Origin of the sequence: Asticcacaulis currens, from assembly GCF_028550395.1 — a bacterium.
GTDB lineage: Bacteria > Pseudomonadota > Alphaproteobacteria > Caulobacterales > Caulobacteraceae > Asticcacaulis > Asticcacaulis currens.
The window spans coordinates 109,949-130,405 of record NZ_JAQQKW010000010.1; the positions used below are offsets into that span (position 1 = coordinate 109,949).

Annotated in this window: 15 protein-coding genes; 7 read left to right on the plus strand and 8 right to left on the minus strand. The window is 64.4% G+C overall.

Annotated elements, in window-relative coordinates:
• The first annotated feature begins 48 nt into the window (after window positions 1–48).
• From hppD to PQU94_RS15390, 5 genes are read left to right on the plus strand one after another with little or no spacing between them, the layout of a single operon-like run.
• Window positions 49–1,110, plus strand: a complete 1,062-nt coding sequence (hppD, locus tag PQU94_RS15370; protein ID WP_272742316.1) for a 4-hydroxyphenylpyruvate dioxygenase — start codon at window positions 49–51, stop codon at window positions 1,108–1,110.
• Window positions 1,110–2,384 carry a homogentisate 1,2-dioxygenase gene (gene hmgA / locus PQU94_RS15375; RefSeq protein ID WP_272742317.1) on the plus strand — a complete coding sequence of 425 codons (1,275 nt, stop codon included), beginning with the start codon at window positions 1,110–1,112 and terminating at the stop codon, window positions 2,382–2,384. The genes hppD and hmgA overlap by 1 nt, the downstream gene beginning before the upstream one ends.
• Entirely contained in the window at window positions 2,381–3,667 is a 1,287-nt protein-coding gene (gene fahA / locus PQU94_RS15380; protein WP_272742318.1) for a fumarylacetoacetase, read from the plus strand. Before hmgA ends, fahA begins: the two co-directional genes overlap by 4 nt.
• Entirely contained in the window at window positions 3,664–4,029 is a 366-nt protein-coding gene (locus tag PQU94_RS15385) for a Rieske (2Fe-2S) protein (protein ID WP_272742319.1), read from the plus strand. The genes fahA and PQU94_RS15385 overlap by 4 nt, the downstream gene beginning before the upstream one ends.
• A gap of 29 nt (window positions 4,030–4,058) precedes the next feature.
• Window positions 4,059–5,252: an amino acid aminotransferase gene (locus PQU94_RS15390; protein ID WP_272742320.1), complete on the plus strand. Its 1,194-nt coding sequence runs from the start codon at window positions 4,059–4,061 to the stop codon at window positions 5,250–5,252.
• Here PQU94_RS15390 and PQU94_RS15395 read toward each other — a convergent pair.
• A complete protein-coding gene (locus PQU94_RS15395) occupies window positions 5,249–5,599 on the minus strand; it encodes an L-rhamnose mutarotase (protein ID WP_272742321.1) in 351 nt (116 codons plus the stop codon). The genes PQU94_RS15390 and PQU94_RS15395 overlap by 4 nt on opposite strands.
• Before the next feature lie 109 nt (window positions 5,600–5,708).
• Here PQU94_RS15395 and PQU94_RS15400 point away from each other — a divergent pair, with 109 nt between their 5' ends.
• Entirely contained in the window at window positions 5,709–7,049 is a 1,341-nt protein-coding gene (locus tag PQU94_RS15400; protein ID WP_272742322.1) for an anti-phage deoxyguanosine triphosphatase, read from the plus strand.
• Window positions 7,050–7,054: 5 nt separating this feature from the next.
• Here the strand turns inward: PQU94_RS15400 and PQU94_RS15405 are convergent, their stop codons facing one another.
• Entirely contained in the window at window positions 7,055–7,507 is a 453-nt protein-coding gene (locus tag PQU94_RS15405) for an Lrp/AsnC family transcriptional regulator (RefSeq protein WP_272742323.1), read from the minus strand.
• Between the two features lie 135 nt (window positions 7,508–7,642).
• Window positions 7,643–9,559, minus strand: a complete 1,917-nt coding sequence (locus PQU94_RS18260; protein ID WP_368407083.1) for an isoaspartyl peptidase/L-asparaginase — start codon at window positions 9,557–9,559, stop codon at window positions 7,643–7,645.
• Window positions 9,560–9,745: 186 nt separating this feature from the next.
• On the opposite strand from PQU94_RS18260, the gene PQU94_RS15420 reads away from it, so the two are divergent.
• Window positions 9,746–12,478 (plus strand): TonB-dependent receptor plug domain-containing protein, encoded by a 2,733-nt coding sequence (locus PQU94_RS15420; RefSeq protein ID WP_272742324.1) that lies wholly within the window; start codon window positions 9,746–9,748, stop codon window positions 12,476–12,478.
• 40 nt (window positions 12,479–12,518) lie between these two features.
• Here the strand turns inward: PQU94_RS15420 and PQU94_RS15425 are convergent, their stop codons facing one another.
• Genes PQU94_RS15425 through PQU94_RS15445 form a run of 5 tightly spaced genes read right to left on the minus strand, consistent with a single transcriptional unit; the run spans window position 12,519 to window position 20,427 of the window.
• On the minus strand, window positions 12,519–14,336 hold the full coding sequence (locus tag PQU94_RS15425; RefSeq protein WP_272742325.1) for an amidohydrolase: 1,818 nt from the start codon (window positions 14,334–14,336) through the stop codon (window positions 12,519–12,521).
• A gap of 50 nt (window positions 14,337–14,386) precedes the next feature.
• Window positions 14,387–15,898 carry a tryptophan halogenase family protein gene (locus tag PQU94_RS15430; RefSeq protein ID WP_272742326.1) on the minus strand — a complete coding sequence of 504 codons (1,512 nt, stop codon included), beginning with the start codon at window positions 15,896–15,898 and terminating at the stop codon, window positions 14,387–14,389.
• Between the two features lie 23 nt (window positions 15,899–15,921).
• Window positions 15,922–17,430, minus strand: a complete 1,509-nt coding sequence (locus tag PQU94_RS15435) for a tryptophan halogenase family protein (protein WP_272742327.1) — start codon at window positions 17,428–17,430, stop codon at window positions 15,922–15,924.
• Window positions 17,427–18,881 (minus strand): tryptophan 7-halogenase, encoded by a 1,455-nt coding sequence (locus PQU94_RS15440; RefSeq protein WP_272742328.1) that lies wholly within the window; start codon window positions 18,879–18,881, stop codon window positions 17,427–17,429. The genes PQU94_RS15435 and PQU94_RS15440 overlap by 4 nt, the downstream gene beginning before the upstream one ends.
• 4 nt (window positions 18,882–18,885) lie before the next feature.
• Window positions 18,886–20,427: a tryptophan halogenase family protein gene (locus PQU94_RS15445; RefSeq protein WP_272742329.1), complete on the minus strand. Its 1,542-nt coding sequence runs from the start codon at window positions 20,425–20,427 to the stop codon at window positions 18,886–18,888.
• Window positions 20,428–20,457 lie beyond the last annotated feature (30 nt).

The following is a 20,457-nucleotide window of genomic DNA, read 5'->3' on the forward strand; positions in this document are numbered from 1 at the left end:
AATTGTTGCAATAGATACTATATCAAAGGAAACAAACAGGAGGTCGCCATGTCCATCACTCCGCACAACCCGCTGGGTCTGAACGGCTTTGAGTTTGTCGAGTTCACCAGCCCCGACCCCGCCGCCATGCGCGCCCATTTCGAGCGCCTGGGTTTTGTCGCCGCCTCGCGTCATCCGTCCAAGGCCGTGACACGTTACAAACAGGGCCGTATCAACCTGCTGCTCAACGAAGAGGCGACCGGTCAGGCGGCCGACTTCCGTCAGGGGCATGGCCCTTCGGCGTCGGGCATGGCTTTCCGCGTCGCCGATCCAAAAACCGCCTTTGAGGCCGCATTGTCGCGCGGAGCCAAGGCCGCCGACGCCGCCGCTGGTACGCTGGGCGACGGCAGTTTTGTCCTTCAGGGCATCGGCGGCTCCTACCTTTATCTGACCCCCGACACAGATCAGCTCTATGCCGACTGGTTCGCCGTACCGGGGGCGGAGGCTGCCGAGCGCGAGCACAGCGTCGGGCTCGACCTGCTCGACCACCTCACGCACAATGTGCATCGCGGTCAGATGCGCGTGTGGTCGGACTTTTATTCGCGCATCTTTGGCTTCGAGGAGCAGAAGTATTTCGACATCAAGGGGCAGGCCACCGGCCTCTTTTCTCAGGCCATGATCGCCCCGGACAAGGCCATCCGCATCCCGCTCAACGAGTCGCAGGACGACAAGAGCCAGATCGAGGAATATCTAAGAGAATACAAGGGCGAAGGCATCCAGCATCTGGCGCTGACCACCGACGACATCTACACCACGGTGGAAAAGCTGCGGGCGCGCGGCGTGCGGCTTCAGGACACGATCGAAACCTATTACGAGCTGGTGGACAAGCGCGTGCCCGGCCACGGCGAAGACCTTGAACGGCTGCGCCGCAACCGCATCCTGATCGACGGCAATGTCGGCGAAGAGGGTATTCTGCTGCAAATCTTCACCGAAAACCTGTTCGGACCGATCTTCTTTGAGATCATCCAGCGCAAGGGCAATGAGGGCTTCGGCAACGGCAATTTTCAGGCCCTGTTCGAGTCGATCGAACTCGATCAGATCCGCCGCGGCGTCATCTCGGTCGATGCGTGATGCGCGCGTATCTCAGCGGATTTGGCAATCATTTCGCCACCGAGGCCGTGCCCGGTGCCCTGCCCGTGGGCCAGAACGCGCCGCAGGCCGTGCCGTTCGGCCTCTATGCCGAGCAGTTTTCGGGTACGGCCTTCACCGCCCCGCGCAGTGAAAACCGCCGGACCTGGTTCTATCGTCTGCGGCCGTCGGCGCAGCACGCGGCCTTCGCGCCGTTGGAGGCCCCCGGTTGGCGTACCGAAGGCCCGCCGCCTTCGCCCAACCGCCTGCGCTGGTCGCCGCTGACGACGCCACAGGGCGCGGTCGATTTTATCGACGGGATGACGGCCTATGCCGCCAATGGCGATGTGGCGACCCAGACCGGCGTGACGGTCTATCTTTATGCCGCCACGGCCAGCATGACCCGGCGCGCCTTTTTCAATGCCGATGGCGAATCGCTGATCGTACCGCAGGAAGGGGCTCTGAAAATCATCAGCGAATGTGGGGTGATCGAGGCGGCACCGCTCAGCGTCGTGGTGATCCCGCGCGGGCTGAAATTCCGCGTCGAACTGCCGGAAGGGACGGCGCGCGGCTATATCTGCGAAAACCACGGCGCGGCCTTCCGCCTGCCCGATCTGGGGCCCATCGGGGCCAACGGGCTGGCCAATCCGCGCGATTTCGAAGCCCCGGTGGCCGCCTTTGAAGACGAAGACGCGCCGCATCAACTGATCCAGAAGTTTCAGGGCCAGTTGTGGGCCACGACGCTCGATCATTCGCCGTTTGATGTGGTGGCGTGGCACGGCAATCTGTGTCCTTACCGCTATGATCTGCGGCGCTTCAACACGATCAATACGGTCAGTTTCGACCACCCCGACCCGTCGATTTTCACCGTCCTGACCGCGCCTTCCGACACACCCGGCACGGCCAATTGCGACTTTGTGATCTTCCCACCGCGCTGGATGGTGGCCGAACACACCTTCCGCCCGCCGTGGTTCCACCGCAATGTCATGAGCGAATTTATGGGCCTGATCGAAGGCGTCTATGACGCCAAGGCCGAAGGCTTCGCCCCCGGTGGCGCGTCCTTGCACAATTGCATGAACGCCCACGGCCCGGATCGCGCCAGCTATGACGCGGGGGTATCGGCGGACCTGAAACCCCATCGGTACGAAGGCACCATGGCCTTCATGTTTGAAACGCGCTTTGTGCTGCGCCCCACCACTCAGGCCCTCGCCCTGCCGGGTCTGCAAGGCGATTATGACGCCGGCTGGGGCGGCTTTGAAAAGGCCCGACTGCCATGATCGACTTTACACACGACGCGGACCGCACAAGCTGGCTGCCTGACGCCAACGGCCACGCTGAGTTTCCGATTCAGAACCTGCCGCTGGGCGTATTTGCGCCGGACGGGTCCGACGACCGCCGTCTGGGGACCGCCATTGGCGATCATATCCTCGACCTGCGCGGCCTCTTTGAAGCGGGACTGATCGAGGGTGACGCGGCGGCGTTCGGCGCGCGCACGCTCAACGCCCTGTTTGCCCGCCCGGCCCCTGAGCGCCGCGCCCTGCGTCAGCGTCTTTCGTCCCTGCTAAGTGAGGCGGCGCATCATGCGGCCGTGTCACCGCACCTCTATGCGGCGCAGACCTGCACTCTGTATCTCCCGGCTGAGATCGGTGACTATACGGACTTTTATGTCGGCATCCACCACGCCACGGCGGTGGGTAAGCTGTTCCGGCCCGACAACCCCTTGCTGCCCAATTACAAACACGTCCCCATCGGCTATCACGGCCGCGCCTCTTCGGTGCGCGTGTCGGGTGAGCCGGTGACGCGCCCTCTGGGTCAGATCAAGGCCCCGGACGCCGACGCCCCGCGCTTTGCCCCCACGCAGCGCCTTGATTACGAGCTGGAGCTGGGGGTCTTTATCGGCGGCGAAAACCCGCTGGGTCAGCCGGTCCCGATAGCCGAGGCCTCTGAGCGGATCGCCGGGTTTTGCCTGCTCAACGACTGGTCGGCGCGCGACGTGCAGGCGTGGGAGTATCAGCCTCTGGGGCCGTTTCTGGCCAAGAATTTCCACACCACGATTTCGCCCTGGGTGATCACGGCGGAGGCGCTGGCCCCCTTCCACACCGCGCCCTTGCCTCGCGCCAGCGATGATCCCGCGCCCCTGCCCTATCTGAGCGACGCCGGGGATCAGGCGCAAGGCGGCTATCGCATCCGTCAGGGGGCCCGTTTGCGCACGCCGGGCCTGAGCGCAGCGGTCGAACTGGCGCAATCGCGCGCCGAGGAGGCCATGTACTGGACCGTGGCGCAGATCATCGCCCACCACGCCAGCGGCGGCTGCAATCTGCGCCCCGGCGACCTTCTGGGGACCGGCACCCTCTCCGGACCGCAACCGCACGAAGCGGGCAGCCTGCTGGAACTGACCGAAGGGGGCAAGTCGCCGCTCACCCTGCCGTCGGGAGAAACACGCCGCTTCCTAGAAGACGGCGACGAGCTGAGCCTGTTTGCCCGCGCCGAGGCCGAGGGATTTGTCTCTATCGGCTTTGGTCCCTGCACGGCGCGCATCCTTCCGGCGGTCGCGCCATGACCGCCACCTTGCCCCGCCTGACGCAGGTACGCCCCGGTATCGCGCTGGGGCCGCTTGAGCGCATAACCGACGGCACCGCGCGCAACTATGTGCTTCAGGCGGGCGAGGCGCGCTTTCACGGCTTTGTCGTGCGGCGGGGCCAGACGGTGCACGGCTATGTCGATGCCTGCCCGCACGCCGGTCTGCCGCTGTGCCAGACGCTGGACGATTATCTGACGCCCGATGCCGGCCTGATCCGCTGTCAGTGGCACGGCGCGCTGTTCGACATTCAAAACGGTGTATGCGTCGGCGGCCCCTGCCCCGGCGCCTCCCTCACCCCCTGGCCGGTCGCCGTGCGCAACGGGCAGATTTTTACCGCCTGAAATCTTGGCTATCTGAACTGGACTTTGACGTGACCGCGACCCTGACCGCCTCCCCCCTCTTCGCCGCCCTGAAGGATCAGCCGTCCGACAGCCTGCTGGAGCTGATCCAGTTGCACCGGGCCGATCCGCGCGCCGACAAGATCGACCTCGGCGTTGGCGTCTATAAGGACGAACAGGGCCATACCCCGGTCATGGCCGCCGTCAAACAGGCCGAAGCCGCCCTGCTGCACAGCCAGACCTCCAAGAGCTATCTGGGGACGGCGGGCGATATGGGCTTTGTCGAGGCGCTGATCCCGGTGGTGTTCGGTGAGGCCCGGCGCGGCGATACGGCACTGAGCGGCGTGCAGATGCCCGGCGGCACCGGGGCGCTACGGCTGGCGGCAGAGCTGCTCAACCGCGCCCGGCCCGGCGCGAGGGTGTGGGTGGGGACGCCGACCTGGATCAACCACTTCCCCCTGCTGGAAGACGCCGGGCTGACGATCCGTGAATACCGCTCTTTCGACCGCGACACGCAGTCGGTGATCTTCCCTGCCTTACGCAAGGCGCTGGAAGGTGCGGCACCCGGCGACATCGTTCTGCTGCACGCCTGCTGTCACAACCCGACCGGGGCCGATCTCAGCCCGGAGCAGTGGCGTGAGGTGGCCGGCCTGTGCGCCGAACGCGGCCTGCTGCCGCTGATCGACCTCGCCTATCAGGGATTGGGGCAGGGCCTCGAAGCCGATGCCGCGCCGATGCGTGATCTGCTGAAACAGGTGCCCGAAGCCCTGATCGCCTATTCGTGCAACAAGAATTTCGCCCTTTACCGGGATCGCGTCGGCGCCCTCTTCTATCAGTGCCGCGATGCGGCCCGGCGTGAGCGGCTGCGCGGCAATCTGATCAACCTCGCGCGCACCCTGTGGTCCATGCCGCCCGATCACGGCGCGGCTGTGGTGCGGCTGATCCTCAGCGACGCGGCGCTTGCGAAAATGTGGTCCGACGAACTCGACGCCATGCGTCTGCGTGTCCACAGCCTGCGCACGGCGCTGGCGGCGGCGCATCCGGGTCTGGGCTTTCTGACGCGGCAGAACGGCCTGTTTTCGACCCTGCCGCTCAGCCCGGAAGAGGTGCTGAGCCTGCGCACCCAGCACAGCATCTACATGGCGGCGTCAGGACGGGTCAATCTGGCCGGGCTGGCCACCGCGCAGGTGCCGGTTCTGGCGGCGGCCCTCAGACCTTACATTTAAGGCTGTTCGCCCAGATCGAAGATACGGGTCATGGGCACCCACTTTTCGCCCGGCTGCGCCTTGGGCAGGGGCTTCTGGAATTCCCACATCAGGCGCTCCCACGCCTGCACGTCTTCCGAAGCCGCATCGGCGGCGGCCTTGGCGTCCGGCGCGAAGGTGTCGCCGACCTCCATGATCATGAACATGCGATCATGCGCCTGCCAGATTTCCATGGACTGGATATCGGCCTCGCGGATGCTGCGGATGATGGGTCCCGGCACCTGACCGGGCGCGTGCCAGGCCTTGTAACGCGTGATCAGGTCGGCATCGTCGTGCAGGTCGAGGGCAAAGCAGAAACGGCGGGGCATGGGGTATTCCTCTGAGTTTTAGCCTCTTTAGCGCGTCAGCAGGGATTCGTCACTGGCGGCAGGCCCCCGGCCCGCCTAAAGTCTCCTTTTTTTGCCGTGAACGAATCTGATGTCCTGGTACGCCCGCCGCGAAAACTGGTCCGCCAAAGCCGATGACGCCCGTGATGCCGGGGATATCGACTATGCCCGCATCATCCATTCGGCCTCCTTCCGCCGCCTTCAGGGCAAGACGCAGATCCTCAATCTGGGGGACAGCGACTTTTACCGCACGCGGCTGACCCATTCGCTGGAGGTGGCGCAGATTTGCGGCAGCCTCAACAAGCAGCTCAAGACTCACCATTCTGAGCATCCCGCCGCCGCCCACCTGCCCGACCGGGCGCTGATTCAGGCGATCGGCTGTACCCACGACCTCGGCCATCCGCCCTTCGGTCACGGCGGCGAAGTGGCCTTGCACTACTGTATGCGCGACGACGGCGGCTTTGAGGGCAATGGCCAGACCCTGCGCATCCTGTCGCGGCTTGAGACCTTCTCCAAAAACGCCGGAGCCAATCTGACGCGGCGGACGCTTCTGGGTGTGCTGAAATACCCGGCTGCCCTGTCGAAGGCGGCCCACCCGGCGCGCAAACCCGCTTTGATGCGCGGGCCGACCACGATCGACATTATCGACTGCCGCGCCTCAAAGCCACCCAAGGGCTATCTCGACAGCGAAACCGATGTGGTGGACTGGGTGCTGGACCTGTTGTCCGACGAGGACCGAGCGCGGTTTCAGGCGCTGGACACCCAACCCGACAGCCACCACGCCACGCGGCACAAATCGCTCGATTGCAGCCTGATGGACGTGGCCGACGACATTGCCTATGGCGTACACGACCTCGAAGACGCCATTGCGCTCACCCTGGTCAGCGAAAGCGCCTTTCGCCGCGCCGTACCCGAAAGCGTCTGCACCTCGTTTCTCGATGCGCTCAAGGCCCGTTATCCGCACGAAAGCGGCAACAATGTCTATGAAGGCATGGTCAGCGCCCTGTTCGGCGGCTCGGGGTCGCGCAAGCACTATGTCAACCGGCTGGTCGGGCATTTCATCACCCACGCGCGTTTTGCCGAAGACGATGCCTTTGCCGAGCCGCTGTTGCGCTACCGCGTCGAACTGCCCGACGGGCAGGCGCGGTTTCTCAAGGCGCTCAAGGGGTTTGTGTTTGACGAGGTGATCCGTTCCCCCAGCGTGCAGCATCTGGAGTTCAAGGGGCAGGCCATGGTGGTGGCGGTGTTCGAAGCCCTGCAATCGGACCCCAAACGCCTGTTGCCGCGCGATCAGTACGCGCGCTACGCCGCCGCCTCGGACGATCCGCGCGTCATCTGCGATTACGTGTCGGGCATGACCGACAACTATCTGCTGCGCACCTATGAGCGTTTGTTCGCCCCGCGCATGGGGTCGGTCTTCGACAAACTCTGAGGCGGTTAGCGCTCCAGCTTGGTCGCCAGAAGGACCGAGGTGGTGGTGCGTTCCACCCCTTCGAGCAGGCCGATACGGTCGATAAGGTCGTTGACCTCCTCGCCATTGGCCGCTTCGAGCAGGGCGATGATATCGTACTCCCCGCTGATGGCGTAGATGGCCGACACCTCGCTCAGCCGCGCCAGCTCGGTCTCGACCTCCAGATTGAAGCGCGGCAGGCATTTGATCATCACATGGGCCCGCATCCGCGTGCGCGAAAAGGCCTGCCCCATGCGCAGCGTATAGCCGGCAATGATCTTTTCCGCCTCCAGCCGCGCCAGCCGTGCATAGACCTGGGTGCGCGGAATTTCGAGCTGTTTGGCCAGATGCGAGACGGTCAGGCGCGAATCCTCGCGCAGCGCCGCCAGTAACCGGCGGTCGGTGGCGTCGATGTCAGGCGTGGCCTTGCGCGTCCCCATTCAAGCGCTTTCTGAAACATGGAGTCTGAGCCTTTAGCGGCCCCGTTGAACCGCCGCCTCGCTCTTCACTTTCGTAAAACCTTATGCCGACAAGGGGTGTCCATTTTCCGGCACACGGCTTTAGCAGACGTTACACTATTTTTCGTCCGCGAAAATAGCCGTTTTCACCGGGGTTTCGGCCGATACCGTGCCGCGATACATGCCCAGATCGTTGAGACCGAACGCTACCTCGCCCGCGGCATCCATGGCGATCAGGCCGCCGTCGCCGCCGATGGCGCCAACCGCCATGATGGTGTCCTGTGCGGCCTCGGCTATGGTCTGGCCCTTCCACAGCACGCGGTCGCAGACCTGACGCGCGGCGGATTCGCGGATGAAATACTCACCTGTCCCCGTGGCCGATACCGCGCAGGCGCCATCCTTCGCATAGGTACCCGCGCCGATGATCGGCGAATCGCCGACCCGGCCCCAGCGCTTGCCCGTCGTGCCGCCGGTCGAGGTGGCCGCCGCCAGATGCCCGTCCTGATCGAGCGCCACCGCGCCCACCGTGCCGAACAGATGTGTCTGATCCACCGCCGCCAGATTCCTCGCCTTCCACGCCTGAAGCTGGTCCCAGCGCGGTTGGGTGAAGAAGTATTTGGGATCGACCTGTTCCAGTCCCTTTTCGACCGAGAAACGATCGGCTCCGTCGCGCGCCAGCAGGACGTGCGGCGACTTTTCCATCACCGCGCGGGCCAGTGACACCGGGTTTTTGGTGCGCGTGACACCCGCCACCGCCCCGGCCTTTTGCGTCGCCCCGTCCATGATGGCCGCGTCCAGCTCATTGACGCCGTCGGCGGTAAAGACCGCTCCCTTTCCGGCATTGAACAGCGGATTGTCCTCCAGCACGCGCAACGTCGCTTCGACGGCATCGACCGCCGTGCCGCCCTTGTCGAGGACGGCCTGACCGCTGCTCAGCGCCGCGCTGAGCCCGGCGCGATAATGCGCTTCCTTCTCCGGCGACAGCTTTTCGCGTTCGATGACCCCGGCCCCGCCATGAATGGCCAGCGCCCAGCGCTTCTTTTCGCGCATGACGCCATGGTTGACGGTATAGCGTTTGACGAAGGCCGGATGCCCGATCTGCCGCGTCAGGACGTTAAACGTGCTGTCCTTATCAAGGCCCGTGACCTTGATATTGTCCACGGAAAGCGGCGTGCCCGCCTTGAGGTCCCGGGGGGTGACGCCTTCGAACACCCAGGCATAGCCGCCGATATTGCTATAGACCTGCGTCGAACCGTCGCCATTGACCGCCAGCACGGTCTGCTCGTCCACGCCGATGCCCGTCAGAGGCCGCCCGGCCATGTGCTGCGCCTTGGCCAGAAACGTGACCAGCCGCCCCTGACGCTTGCGCTCCTTGAAATGGGTGTCGGTGACGATGCCTTTCAAAAGGTCGAAGCGCAGGAAGTCGGTTTCCATGGTCACTGCCGCGCCCAGCGGGTCTTTCAGCGCCTCTTCGGATCCGATACTGCCGCCGTCCATGGCGCCATACACATACTCCCCCTGCACGGCCAGACCCGCCGAGGTGCCGCCCAAAGGCTTGCCCGCCGCCACGTGGGCATTGAGCGCCGCCTCGACGGGCGTGCCCTTCCAGAAGCGCACATAGTTCGCCTGATCCCCGCCGGCCAGAAAGATGCCGTCGGCCTTTTTCAGCGCGTCGAGCAGCTCCGGATCGCTTGACGCCTTGCGGTCGGTAAAGACGAAGGTGCGGATCGAGGCAAAACCGCCAATCTGCTTATACATCTCATCCGCCGTGCTGGTCGTGCCCGAGGCGCGCAGCACGACGACGTGGCCATGCCCCGTCTTGTCGGCGAACCAATGGAAGGCGTCCACCGGCCATTCGCCCCCTCCGGCCATCATCAGACCGGGCTGAGGGGCCTTTTCGCGCGGCTTTTGCGGGTCGCCGATCAGGAAGGCCTTATAGCCTTTCGCCCCCCAAAACCCCTGCGCCGCCACGGGCGTTACCGCAGTGCACAAAATTGCGATCACAAACAACAGGATAGGCAGGCGACGCGACATGATTGCCTCCGTAACGATATTGACCCAGCGTTACATTAATGTGTCACATATGCGGGTTTGTGAAGCCATTAAGACAATCTGATTGCAGAAATTTACATTCTGAGATCACATTCCGACAGAAATGCGGCGCGTGGCACCGCGCGCCCATAACCCCGTTACTTTAGCCCCAGAGCTGTGGAGTGCCCCATGTCGAGATCACATCTACCCGCCATGCTCAAGATCGCCCTGCTGGCAGGCACTAGCCTGATACCGGTCTGTGCCGCAGCGCAAGAGGCTTCGGGAGAACCGGAAATCACCACCGTCACGGTGATCGGCTCCAACATTCCGCGCACCCAGAAGGAAGGCCCGGCTCCGGTGACCACCATCACCGCTCAGGCCATCAAGGACAAGGCGTTCAAGGACGTGCCGGACCTGCTGGCCTCGGTGACGCAGAACACCGGTCTGGTGCAGGGGCAGCAGTCGAACAACGGGGCGGACTTCTCGCCCGGCGGTCAGCAGGTCAATCTGCGCGGCCTTGGTCCCAACCACACCCTGGTGCTGGTCAATGGCCGCCGCATCGCCGACTATCCCATGCCGTTCAACGGCAAGAGCAACTTCACCGACGTGTCGAACATCCCGATGGGCATGGTCGATAGCGTGGAAATCCTGTCCGGTTCGGCGTCGGCCATCTACGGGTCTGACGCCATTGCGGGCGTCGTCAATTTCAAGCTGAAGAAGAAGGCGGACGGCACCACCTTCGATATTTCGCACGGCTTTACCGAACAGGGCGGCGGCAAGTCGCTGGAGATGAGCGTCTCGTCGGGCTTCGACGCCGACCGCTTCCACGCCGTCTTCGGTGTCGAGGTGCGCAATCAGCGTCCGCTGTGGGGCTATCAGCGCGAGCGTCAGGATTCGACGCTGGACGCACCGACCGCCCGCTCGCAACTGCCTGAGCGGAACTTCATGATTCAGGACGAAAACGAGGATTATCTGGATCCGGGCAAGGCCACCTGCGACGCCCTTTCAGGCCTGAGCGGCGGCACCATGCAGTATGCCTTACGTCCGCGTTACGGCTATTACTGCGGCTCGACCGCCGGTGTGGCCTACCGCACCGTGGTATCCGAGCGCGTACAGCTGTCTGGTCTGGCCTCCCTCACCTATGAGCTGAACGACACCACCACCCTGTTTGCCGATATTCAGGCGGCCAAGAGCAAGGTCAAGCTGATGCGGCCGCGCCTGACCTGGTACTATCAGCCGGGCAGCGACAACGAAGACAGCTATTTCTACAACGCCAACAGCGGTCAACTGGAAGACTGGAACCGCACCTTTACCCCGGAAGAAATGGGCGGGCTGGAAAAGGGGATGCGTCAGGTCGATTCGCAGACCTTCACCCTCAGCCCCGGCATCCGCGGGACGTTCGGCGAAGGCAATAAGTGGTCCTATGACCTCGCCTTCAACTTCAGCCGTTTCGAGTCGAAAATCGCCTTCCCGCTGCTGATCAATGCCAAGGCGACCAAGTTCTTCCTCGGTGACCAGCTTGGGACGGACGCCGACGGCTATCCCATCTTTGCCCCCAGCTATGACCGCTTCTATACGCCGCTGACGCCGGCCGAATACGACTCGCTGGTGGTCAAGAGCATCTATAAGCCGTCTTCCTGGACCAACAGCTTCAAGGCCGTGCTCTCGACCGGCGAACTGTTCCAGATGCCCGCGGGCCCGGTGGGCTTTGCCGTCGTGGCCGAAGCCGGTCGTCAGGGCTATGACCTCTCACCCGACCCGCTGGCGACGCAGTACTATTACTGGGGCTGGAAGGATGCCGACGGCAAGGGCGGCCGCAGCAACAAGGCCATCGGCGCCGAGTTCCAGATCCCGCTTCTGTCCAACCTGTCGCTCAGCCTCGCCACCCGCTATGACCAGTTCGGCTTCGCCGGGCGCGACACGGACAAGGTGACCTATAATACGGGGCTGGAATACCGCCCGGTGAAGTCGCTGCTGCTGCGCGCCACCTATGGCACGGCCTTCCGTGCGCCGGACCTGCACTATATCTATACCGGTCCGGGCAACGAACACCCCAGCGTCGTCGATCAGTTCAAATGCCGCACCGAAGAGCCCGGCGTGCCGCTGGGCGATTGTTCGCTCGATTCCGAACGCATCATCAAAAGCCGCGTCGGCAACCGCGACCTGAAGTCGGAAACGGGCACCTCGTTCACGGCGGGCTTTGTCTGGGCTCCGTCGCGCCGCTTCGACGTCTCGCTCGACTACTACAAGATCGAGATGAAGGATCAGGTCGAAGATCTGGAAATGGCCACGGTGCTGAAGACCGAGTCCGACTGCCGCTTCGGTTCGACCACCACCGGCGCCACAGTGGACCCCAACTCGCCCACCTGTAAGGACGCCCTCAGCCGCGTCAAGCGCAACAGCGGCGGCGATATCATGTCGATCTTCATCAACCCGATCAATGTGGCCAGCCAGCAGACCTCCGGCCTCGATCTCAGCCTGCGCTTCGGCTTCGACACCCCGATCGGTCAGATCGACGTGTCGGGCGGCCACACCTATGTGATCAAGCAGGACTATCAACGCTACGCCGGGGACACCTATTTCAGCATGCTGACCCCGACCAGCGGCTACGAACTGCCGCGCAACAAGTCGAACCTGAGCGTCAGCCTGCGCAACGGGCCGTTCAAGGCGACCCTGAGCGGCCGTTACGTGGATCGCACGCCGAACTATGACGAAGACGCCTATGTCAGCAGCTATTCGATCGCCAACGGCTCGATCCAGTACGATGTGACGGACAAGGCCACCGTGTCCTTCTCGGTGCGCAATCTGTTCGATACCAAGCCGGTCTATGACCCGACCTGGACGGGCTACCCCTACTATAACCATAGCTGGTTTGACGGCATCGGGCGCGAAGGCACGATCCGCCTGACCTACAAGATGTAAGACAGAAAAGCCGGAGGTAAGCCCTCCGGCTTTTTTACGTTCAGGGCCGCCGGTACACCGTCCGGCCGCCCAGCAGGGTCAGGACGACCTTTGTGTCGCCCAGCGCTTCGGGATCGGTCGCGGTCAGGTCGCGGTCGAGCACGATGAGGTCGGCCCACTTGCCCACCTCCACCGACCCGACGCGATCCTCGACGTGCAGGGCATAGGCCGAGCCCAGCGTCATGGCCCGCAGGGCCGTGCGCAGGGGGAGGCCCGGATCGACGCCCAGCCGCCCCGGATATTTGCCCTGATCGGCCTTCGCCGCCGTGCGGGTGACCGCCACCTTCAGCGCGAACCATTCGTCCAGAGGATCGACCGGCCAGTCGCTGCCAAAGGTCAGACGCGCCCCGTAAATATCCAGCAGGCCCGAAGGCTCGATCAGGGCGTGGCGATAGGGCCCCAGCGGCTCCCGCGCACCTTCGATGGTGTCGGCGGCAGGCTTGCCCCACTGAAACGACAGGACGGGCAGCGCGTTCAGTTCGGCAAAGCGCGTATAGTCCGCCGGATCGACGATCTCGGCATGGGCGATGGCCGGACGGATGTCCTTGTCCGGATGGGTACGGCGCAGGGTGGCCACGGCATCGAGTGCCTGCCGCACCGCCCCGTCGCCATCGGCATGCATGTGCGGGTCTATCCCCGCCTCGGCCAGCAGGCCCAGGGTGTCGCTCAGTTGCGCCGGCGTGAAATAGGGCCTGGGGCCGCGATTATGACCGGGCCGCCAGTGCGGGTCGGCCTCGGTACCGCTGTTTTCGAAATAGGGGGCGACCATGACGCCGGTAAAGGCCGGGGCGGTGATCACGCCATCGAGAAACAGCTTGGCCGTATGGATGCGCAGGGCAGGCTTCGCCCCCTGATCCCCGGTGTCGTAAAGACCGCGCTGACGCACCACCTCGGCGACAGCGGCTTTGGCGTCATAGGTTTCGCCGGCGTCGATCAGCACGGCAAAATGCCCGCGCGCCGTCAGGTCGCCGCGCCTGTAGAGCGTCTGATAGGCGGTCAGGGTTTCGATATCCGTATAGGCGTCAAGGAAGGTGGTTATCCCCTGTTCGGCCATCAGGCCGAGGGCAATGCGCGCGGCTTTCAGATGCGTTGCGGCGTCCGGCGGCGGGATCAGGGTCTGCACCCTCGACTGGGCCGCGTCTTCGAGCAGACCGGTCGCCTCGCCCTGCGCGTCGCGCACGATCCGGCCGTCTTTGGGGTCGGGGGTGTCGCGCGTGATCTGCGCCACGCCAAGCGCGCGGCTGTTGACCAGAGCCGAATGGCCGAAGGACGAGCGCACCATGATCGGACGAGCGGTGCGCAGCGTGTCAAGTTCGGCGCGCGTCGGGGCATAGCCGGTCGGGATCATGTCCTGCTGGAACCAGTTGATCACCACCAGCCAGCGGTCATCGGGCGCGTCGGCTTCGGCGTCGAGACAGGCCTGAATCCGGGCCAGAAACGCCTCTCGGCTCAGGCGCTCATAGTTGAGATTGCAGCCCAGCGTGCGCAGGCCACCCGATTGCGGGTGCATGTGCCCGTCCACCAGCCCCGGCATCAGGGTGCGCCCCTTGAGGTCGATGACCTCGGTGCGGCGGCCTATATGGGCCCTGGCGGCGGCGGAGGTGCCCACAAACACGATGCGCCCGTCGCGCACCGCCACGGCTTCGGCCACCGTATCGGCGGCATCGACAGTCAGGACCTTGCCATTAACGAAGACGGTTTGCGCCACAGGGGCCGCCGCCACCGCCGAAGAGGCGATGAGCCCCCAGGCCAGACATAAAAGCACGCGCACAGGCACCTCCGCCGTTTTCAGGCTCAGGCTGAAGGTGTCGGGCCGCACCTGTCAAGCGGTAAGTGATCACAGCGTGCCTTACCGGAGGGAACCCACCCTCACACCGCTGCGCGGCAATGGCGGTCGATAAAAGCCTGATGATCCGGCATCAGGGCCAGAGCCCGCGTCACCTCGTCTTCGAGGTGCGTCATGCGCCGGATCAGCTCCTCGTCCGGAATCATGTCGGCAATAGGGTGGTAGCGTTTGGGGCGGACATTCTGACCGTGCATGACCGCCAGCCAGCTCACCTCGCTGAACAGCTCATTGTCGTGGCGGTACTGACGGGCATTTTCCTGATAGATGGCCAGCCGCTCGCGCAGGGTGTCCGGTATCTCCATATGGCGGCAATAGGCCCAGAACGGCGTGTCGTCGCGCTCGGTCGCCTTGTAATGCAGGATGATGAAGTCGCGGATCTGCTCGAACTCCAGCCGCGTGCGCGCATTGTAATAGTCGATATCCGGCTGATTGAAGCTCTTGTCCGGGAAGTTGGCCATCAGCCGCGCAATAGCCGTCTGGATCAGGTGGATGGAGGTCGATTCGAGCGGCTCAAGGAAGCCCGAAGCCAGACCGATCGAAACGACATTCTTTGTCCACGGCGCGCGGCGGATGCCGGCGGTAAAGCGCAGAAAGTTGGGCTCGCTCAGCGGCGCACCATCCAGATCGCTGTTGAGGCTGTCGAGCGCCGCCTCGTCGGAGATATAGGCGCTGGCATAGACGTGGCCGTTGCCGGTGCGCGACTGAAGCGGGATGCGCCACTGCCAGCCCGCCGTCTTGGCGGTCGAGCGCGTATAGGGGATAGGGTCGGCGACCCTAGCACAGGCGCGGGCCACGGCGCGGTCGCACGGCAGCCAATGGCTCCAGTCGTCATAGCCGGCCTTAAGAGTCTGCTCGATCAAAAGCCCGCGGAAGCCGGAGCAGTCGATAAACAGGTCGCCCTCGACCGTCTCACCGCTTTCCAGCACGACGCTGTCGATATGGCCGGACTGCGGGTCCTGCACGACGCGGGTGATCCGGCCTTCGGTGCGGGTGACACCGCGCTTTTCGGCCAGTTCGCGCATCAGACGCGCATAGAGGCTGGCGTCGAAATGGAAGGCATAGGAGATGCCGTTGAGCGCCGCATTGAGGCGCGTTGGGTCCGGGCGCTGAAACTTGTGCGCCTTCGCGGCACGGATCATCAGATTGTAGGCATCCAGAGACGGGGCCTTGCCCATCTTTGCATAGCGCAGCCAGAAATGGTGGAAGTGGATGCCATCCATATTGGCGCCGTAGGCACCGAAGGGGTGGATATAGCTCTGCCCCAGCCCGCCCCAGTTGACGAACTCGATCCCCAGCTTGAAGGTGGCATTGGTCTTGCGGATAAATTCGTTCTCATCCAGCCCCAGCAGGCGGTTGAAATAATGGATGTGCGGGATGGTCGCTTCGCCCACCCCGACCGTGCCGATGGCGTCGGATTCGATGACGCGGATGGCCACTTCGCGCGACGGCATCAGCTTGGACATGCCCGCAGCGGCCATCCATCCGGCGGTGCCGCCGCCCACAATCACAATCTTGCGTATTCTCAGGTCTTGCATGGTCTCTTCGGGGTTCGGCACGATCAGGCCCGCACAGCGGGGCAGTAGGATTGCAGGAAGGCGGCGTGTGTGGGCATACGCGCGGCCTCGGCGGCCATGGCGGCGCGCATCGACTCCAGACTGCGGACCACCGTGTCATACGGCAGATGGGCAATGACCGGATCGCAGGTTTGCGGCACGATGCCCTGCCCCAGGAAGACGGCCACCCAGCTCGTGCGCGCAAACAGCTCCTCTTCGTACCGGAAGGTGCGGCCCGCCGTGCGGAACAGCTCGATCTTGTGCGTCAGGCTGTCGGGGATGCTCATAGTGCGGCAATAGTCCCAGAAGGGCGTGTCGTCGCGTTCGGTCGCCTTGTAGTGCAGGATGATGAAGTCACGCACCTGCTCGAACTCGGTGCGCATGTGGCGGTTATACTCGTCGCGCACCACCGCCGGCAGGGAGGCATCTGGGAACAGGGCGATGAAGCGGCTGATCCCCTCCTGAATCAGATAGATGGAGGTCGATTCCAGCGGCTCAAGGAAACCGGCGGACAGGCCGATCGCAATGCAGTTGTTTTTCCAGAAGGTGTGGCGGTGCCCGGCAGTGAAGCGAATCTGACGCGGGGTGCCCATCACCTCGCCGTCGAGATTGGCCAGCAATATCTCCGTCGCTTCACCATCGTCCATGAAGGCGCGGCTGTAGATATGGCCATTGCCGGTGCGCGACTGGGTGGGGATGCGCCACTGCCAGCCGGACGGACGGGCGGTCGAGCGCGTATAGGGCAGAAGCGGCCCGGCATGGGTGCAGGCGACGGCCTGCGCCGCATCGCAGGGCAGCCAGTGGCTCCAGTCGTGATAGCCGACACCCAGAGTCTTACCCAGCAACAGGGCGCTGAACCCCGTGCAGTCGAAGAACAGCTCACCGGTGAGGGTCTGGCCGTTGTCGAGCGCGAGGGCCTCGATATCGCCGCTGTCGGGGTTCTGAACGACGCGCTCGACCTTGCCTTCGACGCGGCGCACCCCGCGCTGTTCGGCGTAGCTGCGCAGAAAGCGGGCATAGAGGGTGGCGTCGAAATGATAGGCGTAGCGGATGTGGGCGCGCGGGGAATTCTGCCCCGCGGGGGGCAGGTCGAAGCGCGCCTGACGCGCGGCGACGGCGCTCATGCTGTAGTCGTCGATCGGGTGGGTATGGCCCCCCTGCCGCGCCCGCAGCCAGTACTGGTGGAAGTCAAAGCCGTTCATATCGACGCCGTGGGTGCCGAAGGGGTGGATATAGGCCTGCCCCTTGCGCCCCCAATCGACAAATTCGATCCCCAGCTTGAAGGTCGCATGGGTCGCCTTCATGAACGCGTCTTCGCTAATCCCCAGCATCCGGTTGAAGTTGATGATGTCGGGTATGGTGGCTTCGCCGACGCCGATGGTGCCGATCTGATCGGATTCGACCAGAACGACCGAGACTTTCTGCGAATCGACCAGACTGGACAGGGCCGCCGCCGTCATCCACCCGGCGGACCCGCCACCCAGAATCACGATCTCCTTGAGGTACGAGGTCACGCGGTTTGTCCCTGTTGTTGACGCAGATAGCCGGTCAGGCCGTCCAGATACTGATGGTGGGGCGGTAAGGCGCGGGCCACACCGTCGATGTCGCGGCGCTGAGCGGCCAGATAGGCCTCGACGCGGGCCGGATCGGCGCGGTCGGCGGTGCGGTCATAGCGGGCGGGCCGGCGGCCCATGCCATAGTGCAGGATCAGCCAGTCTTCGCGGCTGAAGGGTTCGAGGTCGAAGGCGACGGGCAGGCCCCGACTTTCGAACTGCTCGATCTTGAGGCGAAGCCGCGCATCCTCGGGCTCCGCCGTCGCGGCCTGCCAGTAGGCCGAGCCGTCCAGCGGCGCGGCGGTGAACAGGGCGCGCATAAAGAGGCCGGCGTGGGCGTAGTCGACCTCGGCCTGACGATTGAACTCCCGGCGCTCGACCGACAGGTCCGCTGTCACGGGCAACAGGGCCAGCAGCCGCTCGATATCCCGCTGCAACAGGATCATCGGGGCGGGCGTCAGAGGTTCCGCGACGCAGGCCGCCTGACCGATACCGACGCAATTGCCCGCCCAGGCGGCACGACGCTGCCCCACGGTGAGCGTGGCCGTGCGCGCCGAAGCGTCTGCGGGCGTGGCGCTGTCGGCCTCGCTAACGGTCAGGGTCAGCAGAGCGGCGCGCAGCGGGGTCTGGGCCTGCCAGCCCTCAGGCATCCCGGTCACCACCGTCACCCCACCGCCCGCCGGCGGCGCGTCGGATCGCACCTGCCGCGCCGTCAGCCGCCTATGCCCCAGGGTTTCGGGGACGAGGCGTGACAACAGGGCGGCGTGCGGCCCGCTGGCGTCGATCCATACATCCGCCGTCAGACTCTGACCGTCACTCAGGTGCACGGCGCGGATATGGCCGTCTGCGGCCTCCACGGCGGCGATGGCGGCCTCAATCCGTCGCACCCCGGCGCTCAGGGCCGCACGCTCAAAACGCCGACCGTAATCGGCCGCTTCGAAGTGATAGCCATACTCCGCGCGCGACAGGGGGTGGTTACGGTCTTCGGGCGGATGGGCGAAGACGCCGCGCCGCGCCGCCAGCGCCGAAACCAGATAGGGTTCGAGCGCGCCCTGCCCCTGCTGCGTCAGATAGTGATGAAACGGCACGCCCTCCAGCACCGGCAACGGCTGATGAAAGGCCTGCACCCAGTCGAGCCCTTGCGCCCCCCAGTGGCGGTAGTGCGTGCCGAAGGACAGGGCCGTCTGGCTGTGCAGGATCAGGTCCGGCTCTGCCACCCGGCACGCCAGATTGAAGCGGTAGGCATCGGGCGGGGCCAGATGGCCGTAAAACAGGTCCGTGTCGGGGTCTTTGCCCTCACTCAGCCAGCTTATCGTCAGGGTCGGACAGGCATAGGCCCCCAGCGCCGCCGCCGTCATCTGACCGGCCAGTCCGCCGCCACAGACCACCACATGCAGGTTTGCAGTCGTCATGGTCTTACGCGCCTTTCGCCAGAAGCGGGACGGTGTCGGAGGCCGCACCCATCTTGCGGATATAGGCCCCATGATCCGGTGTGGCCGTCGCAGCCGCCGACACGCGCTGTTTCAGGGCGTCCCCCGCGCGACGCACCTCGTCCGACGACAGGCGATCGACGCGCGGATCGTAATGGCGCGGGATCAGGTTTTGCCCCAGCATCACCGCCACCCAGCTCGGCGGCAGGAAGACGCCGAACTCATAGCGAATGAGGTGGCCGCGCGTCAGCCAGGCCTGAATCTTTTCCTCCAGACTGTCGGGCAAGGTCATGTTGCGGAAATACCGCCACATCTCCGTATCGTCGCGCTGCGTCGCCACGTAGTGCAGCAGCAGGAAGTCGCGCACCCGCTCGAAATTGACGCCCATGCGGCGGTTGTATTCGTCGATGTCCGATTGCCGGAAATGCTTGTCCGGGAAGATTTGCAGAAGCTCGGTAATGCCTTCCTGAATCAGGTGGATCGAGGTCGATTCCAACGGCTCCAGAAAGCCGGCGGCCAGACCAATGGCCACGACATTGCGGTTCCAGAACTGGCGGCGACGGCCCGTGGTGAAATAGAGCTGACGCGGATCGGCCAGGGTGGGCGCGTCGAGATTACCCAGCAGACGCGCATGGGCGGCCTCATCGCTGATGAAGCTGCTGCAATAGACGTGACCATTGCCGGTGCGGTGTTGCAACGGGATGCGCCACTGCCAGCCGGCTTCCAGTGCGGTGGCGCGGGTGAAGGGCGTCAGGCCGCCGCGGGATTCCGTAGGCACCGCGACGGCGCGATTGCACGGCAGCCACTGGCTCCAGTCGTCATAGCCGGTCTTCAGCGCCTGCTCGATCAACAGGCCCCGAAACCCCGAACAATCGACAAACAGGTCGGCCGCGATCACCGCACCATTATCGAGTTTCAGCGCGGCGACATGGCCATTGTCAGGGTTCAACTGGCAATCGACGACCTTGCCTTCGTGGCGGATCACGCCGTGCCCTTCGGCGAAGCGACGCAGGAACGCCGCATAGCGACCGGCGTCAAACTGATAGGCATAGCCGAAGGTGGATTCGATCTGGGCCGGGTCGCTGGCGGGATGGCGAAAGCGATTGGCTTCGGCGATAGCGATGGGATAGGCATAGGTATCAAGGCGGCCCGCTTCGCCCATCTGTTTGAGGCGCAGCCAGTACTGATAGAAGGGGATGCCGTCGATCGGCGTGCCGTAGTCGCCGAAGGGGTGGATATAGCGGTCGCCGATACGCCCCCAGTTGCAGAATTCGATCCCCAGCTTGAAGGTCGCTTCCGTGGCCTTCATGAAGGTCACTTCGTCTATATTGAGCGCCGCGTTGAAACTGCGGATATGCGGCAGGGTGGCCTCACCAACCCCGACCGTGCCGATCTCTTCGGACTCGATCAGGGTCACGGACACCGGCAGGCCCTGTAGCTTGTGCGCCAGAGCCGACGCCGCCATCCAGCCCGCCGTCCCTCCGCCAAGGATACAGACGCTTTTGATCGCTTCCGGGTTTTCACGCATCGCAGGGTCCTGTGGAGGCTGAGAGATCAG

Excerpts from the sequence above, each read along its gene's own strand:
- hppD (WP_272742316.1), top strand. The coding sequence starts at position 49 with ATGTCCATCACTCCGCACAACCCGCTGGGTCTGAACGGCTTTGAGTTT.
- hmgA (WP_272742317.1), top strand. The coding sequence starts at position 1,110 with ATGCGCGCGTATCTCAGCGGATTTGGCAATCATTTCGCCACCGAGGCC.
- fahA (WP_272742318.1), top strand. The coding sequence starts at position 2,381 with ATGATCGACTTTACACACGACGCGGACCGCACAAGCTGGCTGCCTGAC.
- PQU94_RS15385 (WP_272742319.1), top strand. The coding sequence starts at position 3,664 with ATGACCGCCACCTTGCCCCGCCTGACGCAGGTACGCCCCGGTATCGCG.
- PQU94_RS15395 (WP_272742321.1), bottom strand. The coding sequence starts at position 5,599 with ATGCCCCGCCGTTTCTGCTTTGCCCTCGACCTGCACGACGATGCCGAC.
- PQU94_RS15400 (WP_272742322.1), top strand. The coding sequence starts at position 5,709 with ATGTCCTGGTACGCCCGCCGCGAAAACTGGTCCGCCAAAGCCGATGAC.
- PQU94_RS15405 (WP_272742323.1), bottom strand. The coding sequence starts at position 7,507 with ATGGGGACGCGCAAGGCCACGCCTGACATCGACGCCACCGACCGCCGG.
- PQU94_RS18260 (WP_368407083.1), bottom strand. The coding sequence starts at position 9,559 with ATGTCGCGTCGCCTGCCTATCCTGTTGTTTGTGATCGCAATTTTGTGC.
- PQU94_RS15420 (WP_272742324.1), top strand. The coding sequence starts at position 9,746 with ATGTCGAGATCACATCTACCCGCCATGCTCAAGATCGCCCTGCTGGCA.
- PQU94_RS15430 (WP_272742326.1), bottom strand. The coding sequence starts at position 15,898 with ATGCAAGACCTGAGAATACGCAAGATTGTGATTGTGGGCGGCGGCACC.
- PQU94_RS15440 (WP_272742328.1), bottom strand. The coding sequence starts at position 18,881 with ATGACGACTGCAAACCTGCATGTGGTGGTCTGTGGCGGCGGACTGGCC.
- PQU94_RS15445 (WP_272742329.1), bottom strand. The coding sequence starts at position 20,427 with ATGCGTGAAAACCCGGAAGCGATCAAAAGCGTCTGTATCCTTGGCGGA.